19 protein-coding genes and 2 tRNA genes are annotated in these 19,801 nt (G+C 71.2%); 12 read left to right on the top strand and 9 right to left on the bottom strand.

Features of this window, described 5'->3' with window-relative positions; translation table 11 throughout:
• Window positions 1-388: 388 nt before the first annotated feature.
• Both TN53_RS01365 and TN53_RS01360 read right to left on the bottom strand, forming a co-directional pair.
• A complete protein-coding gene (locus tag TN53_RS01365; RefSeq protein WP_046256417.1) occupies window positions 389-820 on the bottom strand; it encodes a hypothetical protein in 432 nt (143 codons plus the stop codon).
• A gap of 71 nt (window positions 821-891) precedes the next feature.
• Window positions 892-1,758 (bottom strand): bifunctional DNA primase/polymerase, encoded by an 867-nt coding sequence (locus tag TN53_RS01360; RefSeq protein ID WP_046256416.1) that lies wholly within the window; start codon window positions 1,756-1,758, stop codon window positions 892-894.
• A gap of 348 nt (window positions 1,759-2,106) precedes the next feature.
• Here TN53_RS01360 and TN53_RS01355 point away from each other — a divergent pair, with 348 nt between their 5' ends.
• From TN53_RS01355 to TN53_RS01335, 5 genes are all read left to right on the top strand, one after another.
• A complete protein-coding gene (locus TN53_RS01355; protein WP_046256415.1) occupies window positions 2,107-2,421 on the top strand; it encodes a hypothetical protein in 315 nt (104 codons plus the stop codon).
• Window positions 2,422-2,743: 322 nt separating this feature from the next.
• Window positions 2,744-3,721 carry a bifunctional MaoC family dehydratase N-terminal/OB-fold nucleic acid binding domain-containing protein gene (locus tag TN53_RS01350; RefSeq protein WP_046256582.1) on the top strand — a complete coding sequence of 326 codons (978 nt, stop codon included), beginning with the start codon at window positions 2,744-2,746 and terminating at the stop codon, window positions 3,719-3,721.
• Complete coding sequence (locus TN53_RS01345; protein ID WP_046256414.1) at window positions 3,708-4,151, top strand: MaoC family dehydratase; 444 nt, start codon at window positions 3,708-3,710, stop codon at window positions 4,149-4,151. Before TN53_RS01350 ends, TN53_RS01345 begins: the two co-directional genes overlap by 14 nt.
• Entirely contained in the window at window positions 4,148-5,314 is a 1,167-nt protein-coding gene (locus TN53_RS01340) for a lipid-transfer protein (protein ID WP_046256413.1), read from the top strand. Before TN53_RS01345 ends, TN53_RS01340 begins: the two co-directional genes overlap by 4 nt.
• A gap of 185 nt (window positions 5,315-5,499) precedes the next feature.
• The gene (locus TN53_RS01335) at window positions 5,500-6,066 is read left to right on the top strand and encodes a SigE family RNA polymerase sigma factor (protein ID WP_046256412.1); all 567 of its coding nucleotides are present in this window, start codon (window positions 5,500-5,502) and stop codon (window positions 6,064-6,066) included.
• Window positions 6,067-6,172: 106 nt separating this feature from the next.
• On the opposite strand, the gene TN53_RS01330 is transcribed toward TN53_RS01335, so the two are convergent.
• A complete protein-coding gene (locus TN53_RS01330; RefSeq protein ID WP_046256411.1) occupies window positions 6,173-6,607 on the bottom strand; it encodes a nucleoside deaminase in 435 nt (144 codons plus the stop codon).
• Window positions 6,604-7,416 carry an LLM class flavin-dependent oxidoreductase gene (locus TN53_RS01325; protein WP_046256410.1) on the bottom strand — a complete coding sequence of 271 codons (813 nt, stop codon included), beginning with the start codon at window positions 7,414-7,416 and terminating at the stop codon, window positions 6,604-6,606. The genes TN53_RS01330 and TN53_RS01325 overlap by 4 nt, the downstream gene beginning before the upstream one ends.
• Window positions 7,417-7,509: 93 nt before the next feature.
• Between TN53_RS01325 and TN53_RS01320 the strand changes: the two genes are divergently transcribed.
• Together TN53_RS01320 and TN53_RS01315 are read left to right on the top strand one after the other, a co-directional pair.
• Window positions 7,510-8,013, top strand: a complete 504-nt coding sequence (locus tag TN53_RS01320; protein WP_046256409.1) for an Lrp/AsnC family transcriptional regulator — start codon at window positions 7,510-7,512, stop codon at window positions 8,011-8,013.
• Window positions 8,014-8,088: 75 nt separating this feature from the next.
• On the top strand, window positions 8,089-9,765 hold the full coding sequence (locus tag TN53_RS01315; protein WP_046256408.1) for a long-chain fatty acid--CoA ligase: 1,677 nt from the start codon (window positions 8,089-8,091) through the stop codon (window positions 9,763-9,765).
• 109 nt (window positions 9,766-9,874) lie between these two features.
• Here TN53_RS01315 and TN53_RS01310 read toward each other — a convergent pair whose 3' ends face one another.
• Window positions 9,875-14,164 carry a PAS domain-containing protein gene (locus tag TN53_RS01310; RefSeq protein ID WP_095046230.1) on the bottom strand — a complete coding sequence of 1,430 codons (4,290 nt, stop codon included), beginning with the start codon at window positions 14,162-14,164 and terminating at the stop codon, window positions 9,875-9,877.
• Window positions 14,165-14,432: 268 nt separating this feature from the next.
• A complete protein-coding gene (locus tag TN53_RS01305) occupies window positions 14,433-14,894 on the bottom strand; it encodes an SSI family serine proteinase inhibitor (protein ID WP_046256406.1) in 462 nt (153 codons plus the stop codon).
• Between the two features lie 171 nt (window positions 14,895-15,065).
• On the opposite strand from TN53_RS01305, the gene TN53_RS01300 reads away from it, so the two are divergent.
• The 3 genes from TN53_RS01300 (at window position 15,066) to TN53_RS01290 (ending at window position 16,131) form a co-directional block, all read left to right on the top strand.
• Window positions 15,066-15,156: transfer RNA gene (locus TN53_RS01300), tRNA-Ser, on the top strand.
• 188 nt (window positions 15,157-15,344) lie between these two features.
• Window positions 15,345-15,417: transfer RNA gene (locus TN53_RS01295), tRNA-Arg, on the top strand.
• Between the two features lie 78 nt (window positions 15,418-15,495).
• The gene (locus tag TN53_RS01290) at window positions 15,496-16,131 is read left to right on the top strand and encodes a signal protein (protein ID WP_234441487.1); all 636 of its coding nucleotides are present in this window, start codon (window positions 15,496-15,498) and stop codon (window positions 16,129-16,131) included.
• A gap of 100 nt (window positions 16,132-16,231) precedes the next feature.
• Here the strand turns inward: TN53_RS01290 and TN53_RS01285 are convergent, their stop codons facing one another.
• Window positions 16,232-16,438, bottom strand: coding sequence for a hypothetical protein (locus tag TN53_RS01285; protein WP_046256405.1), 207 nt, complete (start codon window positions 16,436-16,438; stop codon window positions 16,232-16,234).
• Window positions 16,439-16,879: 441 nt separating this feature from the next.
• On the opposite strand from TN53_RS01285, the gene TN53_RS01280 reads away from it, so the two are divergent.
• On the top strand, window positions 16,880-18,160 hold the full coding sequence (locus tag TN53_RS01280; RefSeq protein ID WP_052745125.1) for a hypothetical protein: 1,281 nt from the start codon (window positions 16,880-16,882) through the stop codon (window positions 18,158-18,160).
• 48 nt (window positions 18,161-18,208) lie between these two features.
• On the opposite strand, the gene TN53_RS01275 is transcribed toward TN53_RS01280, so the two are convergent.
• Complete coding sequence (locus tag TN53_RS01275) at window positions 18,209-18,697, bottom strand: hypothetical protein (RefSeq protein ID WP_420719072.1); 489 nt, start codon at window positions 18,695-18,697, stop codon at window positions 18,209-18,211.
• A 218-nt stretch (window positions 18,698-18,915) separates the two neighbouring features.
• Complete coding sequence (locus tag TN53_RS01270) at window positions 18,916-19,398, bottom strand: MarR family transcriptional regulator (RefSeq protein ID WP_046256403.1); 483 nt, start codon at window positions 19,396-19,398, stop codon at window positions 18,916-18,918.
• An 89-nt stretch (window positions 19,399-19,487) separates the two neighbouring features.
• On the opposite strand from TN53_RS01270, the gene TN53_RS01265 reads away from it, so the two are divergent.
• Window positions 19,488-19,801 (top strand): HGxxPAAW family protein (locus TN53_RS01265; RefSeq protein WP_199924487.1); only part of this gene is annotated, 314 nt, incomplete at its 3' end.

Here is a 19,801-nt window from a genome sequence, read left to right as displayed (position 1 = left end):
CGACGCTCACGGGCCTGTGGGCCATGTGTGGGCCAACGTCGCGCAGAAGGAGCCGATCCAGCGCTCCCGTACACGTGAGAAGGGGTTTCGTTCCTGATTCCGCAACGGTCTTGAAAACCGTCGTGGCAGCGATGTCACCGTGGGTTCAAATCCCACACCCACCGCGCAGGCCAGAAGCTATGCAGGTCAGAAGGGGTGTCTCTGACGAGAGGCACCCCTTCGGCGTGAAGTGGCTTCTTGCGCCCCATACGCTCGCTCATGGATGGCCTGCCGCCTTACGAACTCGCCTTCCCCGGCCCCCTCCGCGACAAGCTCGAAGGCCCCGGAGTTCGTCGTCGCCGAGCGGTTCCGAGTCGTCCCTCCGGCGAGTAGTCGAACGGCCACTCGGCTACAACTCGTGGTCCCGGGCCAGTTCGTCCCACGCCACCTCCCGCAGCCCCTCCTCCGCGTCGCAGCCCGACGGAACCTGGGTCGTGGGCTGGAACCAGATGACTGTGAGGTCCGACCGGTACAGGACCGGATCGTGGGCCGGGTTCATGGCGGCGGAGCGGAAGCGGCCCACGCACGCCACCGACGGGAGCACCTCCACCGGGCCGAACGCACCCGAGTACTGGTCCGGGTACTCCCGCGCGGGCGGGACCAGGTGGACCGGCGTCCTCGGGAACTCCCGCTCTGCCGATCGCAACAGGCCTTTGATCTTCATCTCGTTGACCGGCTTGCAGGGATAGCCCTCCAGCATTCCGCCGTATGTCGAGGAGAGCCACAGCTCGGAGAGGTCGATGCTGCGGCCGGAGTTCAGGACGATGCGGGCCAGTGACATGGTCGGCACTCTAGGGCGGTGGTGCATCGGGCTCCCGTGAGTTTCATGGCCGACGCCGGTTCGTACGGGCCTTACGGCCGGTGCCCCGTCATGCGTGCCGCCGACGCGATCGTCGCGCGGGCCTCGCGTTCGGTCAGGCCGGTGTTGAGGGCCGCGTCGACCAGGGGATCGACGAGGGCGGGGCCGATGCCGTCCTCGTAGGCGCGGCAGGCCGCCCAGAACAGGCGAGTGTTGCGCTGTCCCTCGTGTGCGGCGAGGACGAACTGGACCAGGCCCTGACCGTGGTCGCCGGCCGACGGGGGCGTGGGGTGGTGGGGGCGGGGCGGCGGCAGCAGGAGGCGGAGCAGGGCGGGCGGGCAGGCGGCGGGGGCCAGATGGGCCGTACCGGGGGCCGTCGCGTACACGCCGTGGTCGGTGCGGGAGCCGGGGCCGACGAGGTAGCCGCCGGCGCCCCGGATGTCGATGCCGGGGGCCAGACGGCCGGCCGAGTTGGGGACGACGACGTCCGGTGGGCCGCTCAGCCAGAGGTGGCGGCCGCCGCTGGGGGTCAGGACGACGACCGTGGCGGGGATCGTGAACAGGTGGCGCAGGGCCAGTTCGCGCAGGGCCGCCGAGGAGTCGGTGTCCGATTTCGTGTCGAGGTCGATGCCGATCAGGTGGTGGGGCGGGAGGCCGCAGGCGATGCCGTAGCCCGTCGCCCAGGGGGTCGCGGCGAACATTTCGCGGATGCGGTTCGGGTCGGTGGCGGCGTCGTAGACCCCGTGGCCGAAGCGGCCGCACTCGCCGTGGCAAGGCGGGGCCTCGGGGTCGTCGCGGTGCGGGGACCGCAGGGCCGGGAGCTTCGTGCGGGACAGGGGGATGACGGCCAGGCCGCGTTCGGCGGCTGACAGGGCGTGGGCGAGGGCCAGCGTCGTGGCCTGCCGGTCTGTGGTGGCCATGGCTCTATTTTCGTACACCTGTTCGAGAAAGGGAAGCGTATTCCAGGGCGACTCGCCGAGCGGGGCGGCTTGGCCGGAAAAGCGCCGGAACGCTTCACCTCTTGCGGTGCTTGGGGAGGGTCTGCCCGCATCGCCCTGACCTGATGCTCAAGGTCGTGAAAGGGGTTTATCGACTTGTCCTCACGCTTCAGGGCGAATGATCGCTTCCGGGCTGGTTCGCCGGGGATTCGGTGGGCAACTCTGATCTCGCGACGTCGTGATCGACTCCGAGGCGGTCGGCCAACTGCCTGGGGAAAAAGCCTTACTTGACGTACTTCCGGCTATGAAGCCGGGTTCTGGAGGAAGAACATGGCAAGCATCCGTACCGCCCGCGTCATCGCCGCCGTCTCCGCCCTTCCGCTCGCCGCCGCGCTCTTCACCGGCGTCGCGACGGCGGACAACGGTGGCTTCGCGGACGACGGATCGAACGCGGGTGTCGCGAGCATCGTCGGCAGCGGTGTCGGTGGCACCAACAACGGCAACTCGTCCACCACGCAGCAGAACGCGGTGGGCTCCGGTGCCTCGAACCAGAGCAATACCGCGCAGGTCAACGGCTCCGCGTTCACGGCCATCAATCAGGGCAACGACAACACGTCCGTCAACTTCACCCCGCTGTGGTGGTGAGCTGAGGGGTCGCCGCTCCGGCGGCCCCGGCCTCCGACCGGGTGTGCTTCGTGGGGTGTGACACGTCTGCGCGGCGGTGCTTCGGCATCGCCGCGCAGGTGTTTGTGCGCACGGCCACGGATCGGGCGAGGCTGTCGGCCCGGGCCGGGCCCGCACACTCCGGCCGGGCCGGTGACCATCCGCCTTGACAGTGCACGCCATCTGACGGACAGTCAGAAATCTTCGCCGAGTTCGCGGGAACCCCGGCGGCGGCAGCGGTGTACCAGAAGTGTCGATACGAAACGGGCGGGACGAACGGGACCACGAGGACGAGGGGGAGGCCATGGCCGACGAACTGGAGCAGCGACTGAAGGCGTACGAGGGTCGGCCCGCCGCCGTCTCCGGCACCGGCAAGGACCCCGTCAACGCGCCCATGATCAGGCACTGGTGCGAGGCCATGGGCGACACCAACCCGGCCTACTCCGGCCCGGACGCCATCGCCCCGCCCACCATGCTCCAGGCGTGGACGATGGGTGGCCTCTCCGGGCATACGGGCCGCTCGTCGGCCTACGACGAACTGCTCACCCTCCTCGACGAGGCGGGCTGCACCTCGGTCGTCGCCACCGACTGCGAGCAGGAGTACATCCGGCCCCTGCGCCCCGGGGACGAGATCACCTTCGACGCCGTGATCGAGTCGGTGTCCTCCCGCAAGACGACGAAGCTCGGCACGGGTCACTTCGTCACGACCCGTATGGACATCCGCGTCGGCCCCGACCTCGCCGGCACCCACCGCTTCCGCATCCTCAAATACGCCCCCGCCTCCGCGCGACGGCGGCAGCCGGACGAGGCACCCCGCCGCCCCCGTCCCGTCATCAACCGCGACAACGCCGGCTTCTGGGAAGGCGTCCGCGAACACCGCCTCCTCATCCAGCGCTGCACCGCCTGCGGCACCCTGCGCCACCCCTGGCTGCCCGGCTGCAACACCTGCGGCCACCCGGAGTGGGACACGGTCGAGGCAAGCGGAAACGGCACGGTCCATTCGTACGTCGTCATGCACCACCCGCCCTTCCCCGCCTTCACGGAATCCGATCACGCCGCTGACGCGGCGGGTCCGTACGCGGTCGGCCTGATAGAGCTCACGGAAGGCGTGCGAATGATCAGCAACGTGACCGGGGTGCCGTACGACAAGGTGCGGATCGGCATGCCCGTGCGGCTCGAATTCAGGGAGTACGACGAGGAGTTGGTGCTCCCGGTCTTCCGGGCCGAGGAAGGCCTGTACGGGAAGGGGTCGCACGAGGAGGGGTCCCATGTACGTCGGTGAGCAGCTCCCCTCGCTGGAGATCCCGGTCACCCGCACACTGATCGTCGCCGGCGCCGTCGCCTCCCGCGACTACCAGGATGTCCACCATGACGCGGAGTCGGCCCGGCAGAAGGGCTCCCCGGACATCTTCATGAACATCCTGACGACCAACGGCCTGGTCGGCCGCTACATCACGGACCACTTCGGTCCCACGGCCGAGCTCCGCCGCGTCGCCATCCGGCTGGGCGCTCCCAACTACCCGGGAGACACCATGGCGTTGACGGGCACGGTCGAGGAGGTCGAAGGCGACACCGCGACCGTCCGCGTGCTCGGGGAGAACGGCATCGGCAGACATGTCACGGGCACGGTGACGGTCACCGTCCCGCCGGACGCGCCGCCGGTTGCGCCGCCGCAGGCACCGTCGGGGACGGCCTCAGGAGGTGCCCGATGAGCATCCGTACCCGGGACACCCTCGGCGGACGGTCGGCGATCGTCGGCATCGGTGCCACCGAGTTCTCCAAGGACTCGGGCCGCAGTGAGCTGAAGCTCGCCGTGGAGGCGGTGCGGGCCGCGCTGGACGACGCGGGGCTGACGCCGGCCGACGTGGACGGGATGGTGACGTTCACGATGGACACCAACCCGGAGATCACCGTGGCCCAGGCCTGCGGGATGGGTGAGCTGTCCTTCTTCTCCCGCGTCCACTACGGCGGCGGTGCGGCCTGTGCGACGGTCCAGCAGGCGGCGCTGGCGGTGGCGACGGGCGTGGCCGAGGTGGTGGTCTGCTACCGCGCCTTCAACGAACGGTCGGGGCGTCGCTTCGGCGCGGGGGTGCGGCACCGGGAGCCCTCCGCGGAGGGGGTCGCGCTCGGCTGGTCCCTGCCGTTCGGGCTGCTCACCCCGGCGTCCTGGGTGGCGATGGCGGCCCAGCGTTATCTGCACACCTACGGTCTGACCCCGGAGGCGTTCGGGCAGGTGGCTGTCACTGCCCGTAGACACGCGGCGACCAACCCGGCGGCATACTTCCACGACCGTCCGATCACCCTCGCCGACCATGCCGCCTCACGCTGGATCGTGGAGCCGCTCCGTCTCCTCGACTGCTGCCAGGAGACGGACGGCGCCCAGGCCCTCGTCGTCACGTCCCTGGAGCGGGCACGTGATCTGCCGAACCCGCCGGCGGTCGTGGCCGCGGCAGCCCAGGGAGCGGGCCGGGCCCAGGAACAGATGACCAGCTTCTACCGCGACGACCTGACGGGCCTGCCGGAGATGGGGGTCGTGGCCCGCCAGTTGTGGCGCACCTCGGGGCTCACGCCAGCCGACATCGATGTGGGGATCCTGTACGACCACTTCACGCCGTTCGTGCTGATGCAGCTGGAGGAGTTCGGGTTCTGCGGGAAGGGGGAGGCGGCGGACTTCGTGGCCGGGGAGCGGTTGCCGCTGAACACACACGGAGGACAGCTGGGGGAGGCGTATCTGCACGGGATGAACGGGATCGCGGAGGGAGTGCGTCAGATCCGGGGGACGGCGGTGAACCGGATATCCGGCGCGGGCCGGGTCCTGGTGACGGCGGGGACGGGGGTGCCCACCTCGGGGCTGGTGCTCTCCGGGGAAGGCTGAGGCCTCGGAAGGCGGGCTCGTCTGCGAGGACGGGTGTACCCCTCAGGGGTCGTCCCGCAGTAGTCCCCACCCCCTCGTCCACCCTCAGGAGGTGGAGCCACCCCCACCCCTACAACCTGAGGCGGACTCGTCTTCGGGACCTGCGGCCGATGAGCGGGAGGCCTCCTCGCTCCTAGCGTGGAGCCATGACCACACCCGTCTGCACCAGCGCTTCGGACGTCGCGGTACCGGCGAGGCAGACCCGCCCGCACGCGACGTACCCCTCCTTCTCGTCGTATGTGAAGGCCCGCCAGCCGGTGCTGCTGCGTACCGCCCGGTCGCTGACCGCGAACCCGTGCGACGCGGAGGACCTGCTGCAGACCGCGCTCACCAAGACGTATGTCGCCTGGGAGCGGATCGAGGACCACCGGGCGCTGGACGGTTATGTGCGTCGTGCGCTGCTGAACACGCGCACATCGCAGTGGCGCAAGCGCAAGGTGGACGAGTTCGCGACCGACGAGATCCCGGAACCCGAGCTGACGCTCGGCGGGGACGACCCGGCCGAGCAGCAGGCGCTGCACGATGCGATGTGGCGGGCGATCATGAAGCTGCCGGCCCGGCAGCGGGCGATGGTCGTCCTCAGGTACTACGAGGATCTGAGCGAGGTCCAGACGGCCGAGGTGCTCGAGGTGTCGGTGGGCACGGTGAAGTCGGCGGTGTCCCGGGCGCTGGGCAAGCTGCGGGAGGACCCGGAGCTGGGGCTGGTCCGCTAGGCGGCTGCCCCGTCGCGGGTGCGCGGCCCTGGAGCGCGGGCGGCCGCCTCGCACGGTTGGGGTCCTGGCCGCGGCCGGGAGGTCCTGGCATGGCCATGCCCGCGGGTCACCGTCGGTAATACGTCTCGATCGGGCCCCGTGCCTCGTCGAAGAGTGCCGGGCCGTGCTGCTCGACCGTCGGCCAGGCGCCTGAGGCCGGGTTGAGTTCGATGAGCTGCTCGGTGGAGAGGGCGTAGACGACGCGGCCGAGTCCGGAGCGGGCGATGCCGCCGGTGCACATGCCGCAGGGCCGGCAGCTGGTGTAGAGGGTGGTGCGGGCGGCGGTGTCGGGGGCGAGTTCGCGGGCGGCCCAGCGGGCGAGCTTCAGTTCGGGGTGGGCGCTGATGTCGTTGTCGCGGAGGACCGTGTTGTGGGCCTCGGCGAGGATCTCGCCGTCGGGGCCGGCCAGCAGGGAGCCGTAGGGGGCGTCGCCGAGGGTGACGGCGTGGGCCGCGAGGGCGATCGCGCGGCGCAGGAGGTGCTCGTCGGCGGTGCTGATCATGGGCGGGTCCTCCAGTGGGTGGCCACGGCGGTGAGATCCTGCCAGGCCGTGTGCGGGCGGCGGGTCTCCTCCGGGTCCCCGTGGTAGGGGTCGAGCAGGACGGTGGAGGCGCCGAGCAGGCGGAGTTGGTCGAGGTCGTCGAGGATCTGGTCGAGGGTTCCGACGCCTGCGGGGCGTTCGGGGTCGTCGACCGGTGTCGTCGTCAGGCGCAGGGCGATGCGCGGGGCGAAGCCCGGCAGGGAGTGGTGGGTCACGGTGGAGCGCAGCCAGGAGATCGTGCCTCGCAGGGGGTGCCAGGCGTCGCCGAAGCCGATGGCGCGTCGGATCGCCGCGTCGCTGTTGCCGCCGACCCAGAGGGGGACGGCGGTGGCGGGGCCGTTCGAGCGCCAGGCGTCGCGCAGGGCGGTGAGGTGCTCGTCGGTCAGTCTGCCGCGCGCGGTGAAGGGCACGCCGAGCGCCGCGTACTCCTGACGGGCCCAGCCGACGCCCACGCCGAGCACCAGGCGGCCGTCGCTGAGCTGTTGGAGGTTGGTGGCCATACGGGCCACCAGGAGCGGGTGCCGGTAGGGGAGGACGAGGACGGTGGTGCCCAGGCGCAGGGTGGTGGTGATGCCGGCGAGCCAGGAGAGGGTGGTGAAGGGTTCGTAGAACGGTTCCGGGTATCGCTCGGCCACGTCCGGGGTGACCGTCACGTGGTCCGAGACCATGAGGAGGTCGAAGCCGAGCCCTTCCACGACGCGGGCCCACTCGCGCAGGACGCCGGGGTCGGTGCCGGGGCCGAAGTTCGGTACGTTGACGCCCAGTTGCATGGTTCGAGGCTATAGCGGTGATCATGGGCAACGGAACAGACTTCTCCTGGTGATCGGGCTGTGGTCCCGTGAATCTGCCGGTAGATTCACGACATGGCCGTGAATCTCGATGAGGTCGACTGGGCGATCATCCGTCAGTTGCAGCAGGAGGCGCGTCTGTCCCTGAGTGAACTGGGGCGGCGGGTGAATCTCAGCCCGTCGGCCACCACGGAACGGGTGCGGCAGCTGGAGGCGCAGGGCGTCATCACCGGTTACCAGGCGGTGGTGGACCTGGAGAAGGTCGGCTATCCCGTGCTGGCCCTCGTCCGGCTGAAGTACCCGGGCAACCGGCACCAGCCGTTGCGTCAACTGTTCGCCGAGCGGCGGGAGATCCTCGAGTGCCTGCGCACCACCGGCGACGACTGCTACACCTTGAAGGTCGCCGCGACCTCCATGGGGCACCTGGAGACCCTCATGGACGAGCTGGCGGGTCTGGGCAGCACGACCACGAGCGTCGTCTACAGCCAGACCCTGCCCTTCCGCGGCCCCGACCGGCCCTGGGACCGCAGTGCGGTCTCTCCGACAGCTGCACAGCACTGTGAACGCAACGTGACGTGATCGATCACCGCTGACTAGTGACATACCGCGCGGTATGTGAGCAGAATCAGCCCAGCCCTTACCACCGCGTAGGCAATGTCGCCCCGGGAGGACGCCGTGCTGAGCACGATGCAGGACGTACCGCTGCTGATCTCGAGGATCCTGGCCCACGGGTCCACGATCCACGGCACATCGCAGGTGACCACCTGGACCGGTGAGGGCGAGCCGCACCGGCGTTCCTTCGCCGGCATCGGTGCCCGCGCGGCCCAGCTGGCGCACGCGCTGCGCGAGGACCTCGGCGTCGCGGACGACGAGCGGGTCGCGACCCTGATGTGGAACAACTCCGAGCATGTCGAGGCCTACTTCGCGATCCCGTCCATGGGCGCGGTCCTGCACACGCTGAACCTCCGGCTCCCGGCCGAGCAGCTCGCGTGGATCGTCAACCACGCGGCCGACCGGGTCGTGATCGCCAACGGTTCGCTGCTGCCGCTGCTCGTCCCGCTGCTGCCGCACCTCAAGACGGTCGAGCATGTGGTGGTGTCGGGCCCGGGCGACCGCTCCGGGCTCGCGGCCGCCGACGTCCAGGTGCACGAGTACGAGGACCTGATCGCCGGGAAGCCGACGGCGTACGGCTGGCCCGAGCTGGACGAGCGTCATGCCGCCGCGATGTGCTACACGTCCGGCACGACGGGCGACCCCAAGGGTGTGGTGTACAGCCACCGTTCGATCTATCTGCACTCCATGCAGGTCAACATGGCGCAGTCGATGGGCCTGACCGACCAGGACACCTCGCTGGTGGTGGTGCCGCAGTTCCACGTCAACGCCTGGGGCCTGCCGCACGCCACCTTCATGACCGGTGTGAACCTGCTGATGCCGGACCGCTTCCTGCAGCCCGCGCCGCTCGCCGAGATGATCGAGAGCCAGAAGCCGACCCACGCGGCCGCCGTCCCCACCATCTGGCAGGGCCTGCTCGCCGAACTGACCGCCAAGCCGCGGGACGTCTCCTCCCTCGGGCAGGTCACCATCGGCGGTTCCGCCTGTCCGCCCTCCCTCATGGAGGCCTTCGACAAGCTGGGCATGCGGGTCTGCCACGCCTGGGGCATGACGGAGACCTCCCCGCTCGGCACCGTCGCCCGTCCGCCGGCCCATGTGGTGGGCACCGAGGAGGAGTTCGCGTACCGCCTCACGCAGGGCCGTTTCCCGACGAGCGTCGAGGCCCGCCTCACCGGCCCCGGCGGCGAGCGCCTGCCCTGGGACGGCGAGTCCGCGGGCGAGCTGGAGGTCCGCGGCCCGTGGATCGCCGGCGCCTACTACAACGGCCCGGACGCCGAATCGCTGCGCCCCGCCGACAAGTTCAGCGAGGACGGCTGGCTGAAGACCGGCGACGTCGGCACGATCTCCGCCGACGGCTTCCTCACCCTCACCGACCGCGCCAAGGACGTCATCAAGTCCGGCGGCGAGTGGATCTCCTCGGTGGAGCTCGAGAACGCCCTGATGTCCCACCCCGACGTCACCGAGGCGGCCGTCGTAGCCGTCCCCGACGACAAGTGGGGCGAGCGCCCGTTGGCCACGGTCGTCCTCCGCGAGGGCTCCACCGCCGACTTCGAGTCCCTGCGGACCTTCCTCGCCGAGGAGGGCCACATCGCCAAGTGGCAGCTCCCGGAGCGCTGGACGATCATCGAGTCGGTGCCGAAGACGAGCGTGGGCAAGTTCGACAAAAAGGTGCTGCGCAGGCAGTACGCCGAGGGCACGCTGGACATCACCAAGCTCTGACACGAGCTCGGACACACGAGATGCCGGGCAGGGGATCGACATCCCTGCCCGGCATCGTCGTACGACCGCCGCGGTCGCCGTCGTAGTCGCTCCCGGCCCCGCGTCCCGGCTAGTTCGTCCCGATCCGCGCCAGCAGATCCACGATCCGCGCCTGCACCTCACCACTGGTGGACCGCTCCGCCAGGAACAGCACCGTCTCGCCGGACGCCAGCCGCGGCAGGTCCGCCTGGTCGACGGCGGCGGTGTAGACGACGAGCGGGGTGCGGTTGAGCTGCCCGTTCGCGCGCAGCCAGTCGACGATGCCGGCCTGGCGGCGGTGCACCTGGTGCAGGTCCATCACAACCAGATTCGGCCGGAACTGCCCCGCCAGCGTCACTGCGTCCGCGTCGCTCGCGGCCCGCGCCACCTGCATCCCGCGCCGCTCCAGCGTCGCGGTCAGCGCCAGCGCGATCTCCGCGTGCTCCTCGATCAGCAGCACGCGCGGCGGGTGCTGCTCGCTGTCGCGCGGGGCCAGGGCCTTCAGGAGTACGGCGGGATCGGCACCGTACGCCGCCTCGCGCGTCGCCTGTCCGAGCCCCGCGGTCACCATCACCGGCACCGAGGCGGCCACCGCGGCCTGCCGCAGCGACTGCAGCGCGGTCCGGGTGATCGGCCCGGTCAGCGGGTCCACGAACAGCGCGGCCGGGAACGCGGCGATCTGCGCGTCGACCTCCTCGCGCGAGTGCACGATGACGGGCCGGTAGCCGCGGTCGCTGAGCGCCTGCTGCGTGGTGACGTCCGGCGCGGGCCACACCAGCAGCCGGCGCGGGTTGTCCAGCGGCTCCGGGGGCAGTTCGTCGTCCATCGGCTGCGGCCGCGGGGTGTTCGCGATCTCGACGGCCCCACCGGGACCGTCCAGCGGCTCGGGACCCTCGGCGGCGTTCTCGTCCGGTGCGCCTATGGCGTACGACCGTCCGGTGCCCTCGGTCAGATGAGCCAGCCGGGACTGTCCGGCCATCGAGGGCTGGGGCTGCGCGGGCGCCTGCCCGGCCAACGACGGCTGGGGCTGCGCCGGGGTCTGCTCGGCCGTCGGATGCGGGCGCCCGGCGGCCGGGTCGGGCGGCGTGCCGAGCTTGCGGCGGCGGCCGGAACCCCCGGGCTGATGCGGCGCGGGCGTCGCCGTCGGCTGCGGCTGCTGGACCTGGGCCGCCTGCCGGGTGAACGGCACGCCCTGCCCCAGCGTCCGCACGCTGATCGCCCGCCCCTGCGTCGAGTTCGGGTCGACGGGCGCCGCGGCCTCCGCGGGCAGCGGCTGCGCCGGGCGGGCCTGCGCGGCCGCCTCGGGGGGCGGTGTGGTGCCGGCGGACGGCACGGGCTGCGGGGCGTTCGCCGGTACGGCGTTGTCGTCGGCGGGCCACGGCTGGGGAGCCGGGGCGCCCTGGGGTGCCTGACCGGGAGCGGCCTCGGCGGGGAGCGGCTGGCCTGCGAGGGTGTGTCCGGAGGGTGCCTGGGCGGGCAGCGCGGTCTGACCGGTGGCGTTCTGCGCGGGCACGGCGGCGGGCCGGGCGGCCTGGGCGGGGACCGGCTGAGCGGTCTGCTGCCCGGCGATCACCTGCTGTGCCTGCTGGGCCTGCTGCGCCGGAACCCCCTGCGCGGGTGTCCCACCGGCCTCCGCGGGCGCGCCCACGGCCCGTCGACGCCGGCCCGTGGGCGCGGACGCGGGGTGCGGCTGCGGTGGGGTGTGGTCGCCGGACTGGTCGTGCGGCACGGCGTCGTGCCGACCGTCGTCGACGAGCCCGGCGGCGGGAACGGCCTGCCCCGGGACATGGACCGCGACCTGAGCACCCGGCACCTGCACGGGTACGGCGGCCGCACCGGGCACCGGCCCGGGAAGCCCGGCCTGGACCGGAACCTGTGCGGGCACGGCGATCTGACCCGGCAACTGCCCGGGAACGGCGCTCTGGGCGCCGGGTGCCTGCATGGGCACACCCTGCCCCTGCCCCTGTCCCTGCCCCGGAACGTGCGCCTGCCCGATCGCGGCCGCCGACTGTTGCGCCCTGCCCGGCCCGCCCGGCCCGTCCGGGGTGCCCTCGGCCCGGTCCGCGTCCGCGGGCGGCAGCGCGAACACCGCGCGGGGCGCGGCTTCCTGCGCGGCGGCCCGCTCGTTCGCGGCGGCCAGGGCGCGGCGCCGACGTCCGGTCGGCTGCGTCCCGCCGCCCTCCGCGGGCTCGGCGGACGCGACCGCGGGCAGCGCGGGCGGCAGCGCGTGCTGCTCACCGCCGGAGCCCGGGCCCGCACCGGAGTCCTGTCGAGCACGGTGACCCTCGGCAGGCGCGGGCACACCCTGCGGCGGCACGGTCCCGCCCAGCCCACTTCCCATGGCGGCGGTCCCCGCGGCGTACTCGGCGGCCGTGACGACGGCACCCTCGGACACGCCCGCATCGACCCCGTCGGCCACGTCCTCACCGGCACCCTCGGCCGGCCTGCCCCGCCGCCGCCCGGTACCACCGGACCCGGACTCCACACCGGAGGTCAGCGCCGGAAGGGCCGGAGCCTGCTCCGCACGCCTTCTGCGACGCCCGGTGGGCGTGCCCTCGGCCCCGTCGGAGTCGGGGTCCGCGCCGATGCCGGAAGCCTCCGGCACGTCGCTCTCCAGGAACGCGTCGACGGACGACCGCCGCGCCCGGCGCCGCCCGCCCCCGCCATCGGTCCCGGCAGGCGGCTCGATCGCGGCCGGACCGGCCGCCGCGACGGCTCCCGCCCCACCGCCGATGGGCACTTCGAGGACGTAGGCGCTCCCACTCATCCCCGGCACTTCATGCGTCTGCAGCACACCACCATGGGCGCGCACGATCCCGCGCACGATCGGCTCGTGCACCGGGTCTCCCCCGGCGTACGGCCCGCGCACCTCGATGCGTACGACCTCGCCGCGCTGTGCCGCCGCCACGACGACGGTGTTGTCCATGTATCCGCCCGCCGACACGGGCGAGTTGCCGGTCGCGTCGACGCCGGCGACGTCCGCGACGAGGTGGGCGAGGGCCCGGGCGAGGAGCTGCGGGTCGACCTCGGCCTCGATGGGCGGGGCGTGCACGGCGAACTGCACGCGCCCCGGCCCGATGAGCTCCACGGCCCCGTCGACGCCCGCCGCGACGACGGCGTCGAGCATCACTTTCGTCCGTGTGATGCCGTCGGTGCCGGTGTCGAGGCGCTGGTAGGCGAGGACGTTGTCGATGAGCTGGGTGATCCGCGAGTACCCCGCGGACAGGTGATGCAGCACCTGGTTGGCCTCGGGCCACAACTGCCCGGCGTCGTCCGCGGCCAGAGCCGCCAGCTCGCGGCGCAGCTCGTCGAGGGGCCCGCGCAGGGAGGCCCCGAGCAGGGTGAGGAGCTGTTCATGCCGCCCGGCGAGCGCCTCGTACCGGTCCTTCTCCCGCTCCCCGAGCGAGGCGTACCGCTCCTCACCCGCGGCGAGTTCCTCCTCGTGCTGCTCCTGGAGCCCCTCTACCTCGGTGATGTGCTTCTGGCGCAGCGCGGTCAGCTCGGAGGCGTGCTCCTCGGCGAGCCGCTCCAGCTCCTGCGCGTGCCGCTGCTCGGCGGCGTCCTTCTCCTCGGCGAGCTGGTCGTAGGGCCGCCGGTCGGTGAAGGTCATGACAGCCCCGACGAGCTGGTCACCGTCCCGCACCGGCGCGGTCGTCAGGTCGACGGAGACCTTGTCGCCCTTCTTCGACCACACCACCTGCCCGCGCACCCGGTGCTTGCGCCCGGAGCGCAGGGTGTCGGCGAGCGGGGACTCCTCGTACGGGAACGGTGTGCCGTCCGCGCGGGAGTGCAGCATGAGTTCGTGCAGCTCGCGGCCGCCGAGGTCGCTGGCCCGGTAGCCCAGTATCTGGGCGGCGGCCGGGTTGACGAGGACGATCCGCCCGTCGGTGTCGGTACCGACGACCCCCTCGGACGCGGCCCGCAGGATCATCTCGGTCTGCCGCTGCGAACGCGCCAGCTCGGCCTCGGTGTCGACGGTCCCGGTGAGGTCCCTGACGACGAGCATCAGCAGCTCGTCGCTGCCGTAGCCGTAGTTGTCGTAGGCCTGCTGGCCGTTCTCGAGATTGGCGCTGGTGACCTCGACCGGGAACTCGGCCCCGTCGGTGCGGCGCGCGATCATCCGCGTCGGCTTGGTCTGCCCCCGCGGATCCATGTGGTCCGGCCGCCGCATCGACCCCGGGATCAGCTTGGAGTCGAACTCGGGCAGCAGATCGAGCAGCCCGCGCCCGACCAGAGCCGTACCCGGCGCCTCGAAGGCCTCGAGGGCGATGGTGTTGGCGTTCACGACGGTCCCGTTGGCGTTGACCAGGACCAACGCGTCGGGCAGCGCGTCGAGTATGGCTGCGAGGCGAGCAGCGCCTCGGGATGGCCTGCTGCTCACGAGACGCTTCCTCCCTGTTACCGCACCTTGCCGACCGCTCGGGCCATCTTGCCAACCGGCCCGCGACGTGTCACGCGAGGGAGTCTAAGGGCACCGGTTGTGCCGGGGGCGCCGGATGAGAGGGAGGTCGCACGACGAAGTGACGTAGAACGTGTGACCGCACGCGCGACCACCTGCTTCTCCTGCGCGATACCCCCGCGGGACTTCCGCAGGACTTTAATGGACGCCCTGTTTCCGCCATGAAATGCCTGTGCGAGGTACTTCCTGCCTACCGGCCCATGTCGGGCAGCACGGGAACGAGCCGGTCCCAACGGCCGATCTGGCAACCGTCGCTCCGGTCGTACCTCGCGTCGACGGGCCGCCCGGCCCAGGTCCCGGTGACATGCGCGGTGGCCGGCCCGCCGTACTGCATGGTGCACAGGCTCCGCTCCGGTACGGGGGCGAAGGTGTCCCTGCCCCAGCGCGCACCGCGGTCGAGCGCGGCGCACGCGCTGCCGGCGTCGGGGTGGGTGCCGCCGCCGGGATGGCAGTACAGCTCGAAGGTCCCGTCCTTGGCACCGCCCGCGTTCCGCACGGTGACGGTGAGGTGGTCGCCGACACGGTCGTCGTCGCGGGCGGGCGGGGGCATGAGGGTGTGGGCGGAGGCGGGTGCGGCGGTGACGGAACCGGCGGCGACGAGAGTGGAGGCGCCGAGGACGAGGAGCCGGGCGAGCCGGGCGGACTGGAGCATGACCTGACTAACGCGCCCCGCCCCGACCGGTTGCGCCACCCCTCTCGCACCGTCGGTGGGGCTTTGCCCTGCGGCCCGCCTGCCTAGTACCGTGGGAGGCGATTGGTGACACCGCGCTCGACTGTGTCATCATCTGGACGCACCACTCGCGCTCGCGCGGATGGCTGTGCTGGAGGCGTCGCCTAGTCCGGTCTATGGCGCCGCACTGCTAATGCGGTTTGGGACTTAAATCCCATCGAGGGTTCAAATCCCTCCGCCTCCGCGCTTGATCACGAAGCCCCGGTCTTTCGGCCGGGGCTTCGTCGTTGCCGCCAAGGCCCTATCAGGCCGTTTCCGCAGCTCACAATGGGTACGGCAAACGGATTTCACATGGCGGCGGCAGTCATGTAATGTTCTTCCTGTCGCCGCGAGCGGCCCGGAAGGGCAGGGAACGGCGGGAAAACAGAACAAGCACTCGTAGCTTAACGGATAGAGCATCTGACTACGGATCAGAAGGTTGCAGGTTCGAATCCTGCCGAGTGCACATGAAGTGAGAGGCCCCGGAGAGATCCGGGGCCTCTCGCGTTGTCGGGGGCGGGTTCGCGGTGCGGGAGGGGTGCTGGTGAACGGTGGGATCGGTAGGGCGGGGCTCGGCGGCGTGATGCTGGCCGTGCTGGTGGGATGCGGCGGCAGCGCGGCCGGGGAATCGGACGGCTCGGCGAGGACGGGGGCGCGGACGCAGACGACGGAAGCGGCCCGACTGTCCTCCGCGGTGCTGCAGAGCCGGTGGTGGACGTGGGCGGCGTCGGAGCCCGAAGCCACGAACCCGGTCGCCGACGAGGACGGACGCGCGTGCGGACGTAACCAGCCGAAGGACGTGTGGTTCCTGGCGGGCACGTTCGGTACTCAGGCCGAGCGCACCTGCACGGTTCCCGGCGGGGTCCCGCTCGCGTTCCCCTTGGTGAACCTGGTCGCCGACCCGGCGGACTGTGCGGAGTTCATGAGTACGGCCGAGGGATCCGCGGTCCTGGACGGCGAGAAGATCGACGCGGAGACCAGCCGTGGGGAGACGATCTCCGTGGAGGGTGTCGCCGGCAATCCCGTCACGGGCACGGGCGAGCGCTTCACGGCCACCGGGTGCGGCCTCTGGGTCCAGTTGCCCCCGTTGCGGAGCGGGAAGCACACGCTGGAGATCCGCGGCCGGTCGCAGGACTTCTCGGTGGGGGTGGACTACACGCTGACCGTGGAGTCCGCGTAGGAGAAGGACGGGGACAGGCACCCGCACATACGAGAAGAGGCCCCGGCGTGATGTCCGGGGCCTCTGGCGTTCTGGGTCTGGCGGCAAGAAGTGGGCGGGTTCAAGCCGTGGCTCCCGCCAGGCGGTGGAACGCCTCGGTGGTGCGGGGGTGGGCCAGTTCGTCCAGGAGGTGGCGCCACTCGGGGTCGGTCGCGGGTGAGTGGGCCTGGTCCCAGGCGGTGAGGAGCGGGGCGAGTTCGCTCTCGTGCGCGCTCTCGGTCATGGCGGCCACGGTGGTGTTCGGCTCGGGGGAGGGCAGCGACTGCATCGGATTTCCTTCCGGGGAGGTGTGATGTGCCTCGGGCTGTGCCTCGGGCTGTGCCTCGGGCTGTGCCTCGGGTCTGTGCCTCTCGGATCCTCTGCTTTCCACGATGCCCCCGTCGGCCTTCAGCCGCCATGGAGCGACCTACCGCGTGGGGGGTGTAGCTAGCCGTACCCCAGGGAACGGCTAGCCCCCCTCGACCGGGTCTCGAGAACGGCCGCCCGGGAAGCCGCGCAGGCGTGGTAGGTCAGTCGAGGCGGTCGAACTCGGTGTCGGTCGGGCCAGGTTCGGACCGGCACAAGCAGGTGGCCGTTCGCGAGGGCGACCGCAATCGGCGGGCGGGATCGGGCGCTCCGGGGCAAGTGGCGTGCTGCACTTGCCCGTTGGTGACGAACGTATGTGCTTGTGCTATCTGTTCGAATCCGCATATTTTCTCGCGTCATGACCATGACGCGAAGAGCGATCATCAAGGGCATGGCCGCCGCACCGTTCGTAGGTGCCGCCGGCAGCCTGCTCGCCCCCACCGCCGCGCACGCCGCGACCATCGACGCCGGCCAGTACTCACTGACCAGCCGCTCCTACAACAGCCACGGCGAATTCGCCGCCCTGGCAGCCGGGTTGGCGGCCAGTCTGACCAAGGTGGACGCGACCACCGTCATAGCCGACACCAACCGCAGCGCCGACGTGCTCAGCAGCGCACCCAGCACGTCCGAGGCCTTCCAGGCCGGTTTCGCCTGGGACGGCGACGACCAGGAGGTCGCCTACTGGATACCCCAGGGCATCACCACCAGCGCCGACGCCTACGGCAACGGGCTCTACCCCGAGGGCGGCAGCAACAAGGTCATCCTGGTCTCCTGGTACTTCGAGACCGACCCCGACGAGGACGGCGACGACGACTACGCGCTCGACAAGGGCATGCGGCTCACCTTCGTCGACTACAACACCCCCTCCGCGCCCACCTACCGGCACATACTGCTGGTCGAACCGGTGCGGACCAGCACGGGCGCGTACTCCTTCAACCCCGTCCGCAAACACGCCGGCGGCATCATGTGGTACGGCAACCTGCTGTACGTCGTCGACACGTACAAGGGCCTGAGGCTCTTCGACCTCAACACCCTCTTCACCGTCCCCACCACGGAGAAGGACGTGTGCGGTCTGCACACCGACGGTCAGTACTACGGCTACGGCTACAAGTACGTCCTCCCGCAGAGCCACGCCTACGACAACGCGGGAACCTGGCTGCGCTACTCGGCGATAGGCCTCGACCGCGCAAGCACCCCCGACAGCCTGGTGATAGGCGAGTACTCGCTCTCCGGCGTCGTCGACTACGACGAGCCGGGCGACCCCTTCCTCGGCTCGACCGAGCCCACCAACACCGTGCCCAAGGTGGTCCGCTGGGAGCTCGACTACACCGACCGGCACCCGGGTTCGCTGACCGCGACCGAGGCCGTCACCGTCGCCCAGCAGAAGATCCAGGGCGTCGTCTCCCGCAAGACCAAGCACTACCTCTCGGTCAGCGCCGGCAAGTCCACCGCGGGCACGCTGCGCACCTTCACCTCCGGCGCGAACAGCACGAGCACCGTCGCCGACCTCGCCATCGGCTCCGAGGACCTCAGCTACCACAGCAGCGGTGCGTCGGGCTGGTCGTACAGCGAGTCCGTGATCTGGAACGCCAGCGAGTACGTCAACAAGCGGTACGTGTACGCGGTCCGGGCCGACGGCTCCTGAACGCATGAGCGGGGCCCCGGGAGATCCCGGGGCCCCGGAGCCGAGGAGTTAGCGGGCGAGCAGCAGGTCGCCGTGGTGGACGCGGCTGCCGCGCACGGGACGTACCGCCGCGGCCGCGGTCTCCTTGCGACCGGCGAAGACGAACAGCCGCAGCACCAGGAACCGGCCGATCCCGGCGAGACCGGAGGCGCCGAGGTAGACCGCCTGCTCCCGGACCAGGCTCGGCGAGGACTGCACCGAGTGCAGGACGAACATCGCGGTGCAGGTCACGACGTAGGCGGCGGTCGCCGAACCGGCCGACTGGACGTGGCGGCGCAGACCCGCGCGGCCGCCGGTGCCGAAGGTGAACAGGGCGTGCAGTTCGGTGCAGAGGATCGTGGACGCAACCGTGATCACCGCGTTCGCCGCCGCCCAGGGCATCAGCAGCGCCAGCAGCGGAACCGCCGCGCTGGACAGGACCCCGACCCCGCCGCCGCACACCACGAACCGGACGAAGGAGGCGAGCGGGCCCACCGGCTTGGCCTCTGTGCGCTGCATCTCCATGACGGTTCCTTCCGGGCCGGGCGCGAATCTGACGGACCACCGCTGACCCCGGACCGGCTTCAGTGGAGTTTCACCCCGGCTTCAGCCCGGATCAGCGTGGTTCTACGATCTCGTCGCGCGCGCTCCGGAACGAGGGTGTCCCCTACCGAACCCATGGTGGAGCCAGCCCCACCATCGCCCTCCGACCGGCCCTACCCGCCCTGCTCACGGCCCTACTGGCCGTCCTGGTCCCGCAGTTCCTCGATGTACTCCAGCGCCAGGCCCGTCGTGCGCGTGAACCAGTCGTTCAGTACGGCGATCTCGTCCGCGGAGTAGTCGGCGAAGAGGGTGTTGAGGCGGGCGTAGTAGGGGCCGTAGAGGGCCTCGACGCGAGCGACCGCGGCCGGGACGGCGGCGACGCGGACCCGGCGGCGGTCGTCGGGGTCGGGTCGGCGGGTGATGAAGCCGCCGCGTTCGAGACGGTTGAGGATGCCGGTCATCGCGCCCGTCGTGACATGGGCGTGCTCCGCGAGGTCGCCCGCGGTGAGCAGGGCCTCGCCGGCCTTCAGGACACAGCCGAAGCAGAGGAGATCGGTGACGTTCAGGCCCAGCCGCTGGGCCATCTCCTGCTGGCCGAGCAGATGCGCCGCGATGAGGGAGTCCATCGACGACAACGCCTGGGCCGGGGTGGTGGCGGGGCGGGGCTCGGCTTGCATCTGCTGATTACCTTAGATTGTGAGAGGTTTCGGTGCTAAATTTCTTACGTCGTGAGATGTTCTGTTGCTGTGAGCGGGAGGCGAGAACGTTGAGTGCGCACCAGTATGACGAGGGGCACACGGTCGCGGGGTGGACCGGATTCGCCGTGGCCATCGTCGGATCGGCCGTTCTGGGGCTCGGGATGATCATGGTGTCCGCCCCGGTGCTGGCGAGCGGGCTCGCCATCGTCGTGGTGAGTGTCCTCGTCACCTGGACCCTGCACCTCACCGGCTGGGGCAAGCCGCCGGGGCGCCGGCCCCGGGAGGAGTGGGGGATGCGGGTGCGGGACAGCTCGGCGCGCGACGGGCATCCGGGGTGCGTGGGGTGTCGGCTGGCGGGTCGGGGGCGGGGTCGGGTCAGGAG

The organism is Streptomyces sp. WM6386, assembly GCF_000972385.1.
GTDB lineage: Bacteria > Actinomycetota > Actinomycetes > Streptomycetales > Streptomycetaceae > Streptomyces.
This window is presented reverse-complemented; position numbering and strand designations above follow the sequence as displayed.

Bases quoted from the DNA above. Each gene is read 5' to 3' on its own strand.
- TN53_RS01275 (WP_420719072.1), bottom strand. From the start codon at position 18,697: ATGCAGCGCACAGAGGCCAAGCCGGTGGGCCCGCTCGCCTCCTTCGTC.
- TN53_RS01350 (WP_046256582.1), top strand. From the start codon at position 2,744: ATGGCCGACGAACTGGAGCAGCGACTGAAGGCGTACGAGGGTCGGCCC.
- TN53_RS01340 (WP_046256413.1), top strand. From the start codon at position 4,148: ATGAGCATCCGTACCCGGGACACCCTCGGCGGACGGTCGGCGATCGTC.
- TN53_RS01315 (WP_046256408.1), top strand. From the start codon at position 8,089: ATGTCGCCCCGGGAGGACGCCGTGCTGAGCACGATGCAGGACGTACCG.
- TN53_RS01345 (WP_046256414.1), top strand. From the start codon at position 3,708: ATGTACGTCGGTGAGCAGCTCCCCTCGCTGGAGATCCCGGTCACCCGC.
- TN53_RS01305 (WP_046256406.1), bottom strand. From the start codon at position 14,894: ATGCTCCAGTCCGCCCGGCTCGCCCGGCTCCTCGTCCTCGGCGCCTCC.
- TN53_RS01320 (WP_046256409.1), top strand. From the start codon at position 7,510: ATGGCCGTGAATCTCGATGAGGTCGACTGGGCGATCATCCGTCAGTTG.
- TN53_RS01270 (WP_046256403.1), bottom strand. From the start codon at position 19,398: ATGCAAGCCGAGCCCCGCCCCGCCACCACCCCGGCCCAGGCGTTGTCG.
- TN53_RS01355 (WP_046256415.1), top strand. From the start codon at position 2,107: ATGGCAAGCATCCGTACCGCCCGCGTCATCGCCGCCGTCTCCGCCCTT.
- TN53_RS01330 (WP_046256411.1), bottom strand. From the start codon at position 6,607: ATGATCAGCACCGCCGACGAGCACCTCCTGCGCCGCGCGATCGCCCTC.
- TN53_RS01335 (WP_046256412.1), top strand. From the start codon at position 5,500: ATGACCACACCCGTCTGCACCAGCGCTTCGGACGTCGCGGTACCGGCG.
- TN53_RS01280 (WP_052745125.1), top strand. From the start codon at position 16,880: ATGACGCGAAGAGCGATCATCAAGGGCATGGCCGCCGCACCGTTCGTA.
- TN53_RS01365 (WP_046256417.1), bottom strand. From the start codon at position 820: ATGTCACTGGCCCGCATCGTCCTGAACTCCGGCCGCAGCATCGACCTC.
- TN53_RS01360 (WP_046256416.1), bottom strand. From the start codon at position 1,758: ATGGCCACCACAGACCGGCAGGCCACGACGCTGGCCCTCGCCCACGCC.
- TN53_RS01285 (WP_046256405.1), bottom strand. From the start codon at position 16,438: ATGCAGTCGCTGCCCTCCCCCGAGCCGAACACCACCGTGGCCGCCATG.
- TN53_RS01325 (WP_046256410.1), bottom strand. From the start codon at position 7,416: ATGCAACTGGGCGTCAACGTACCGAACTTCGGCCCCGGCACCGACCCC.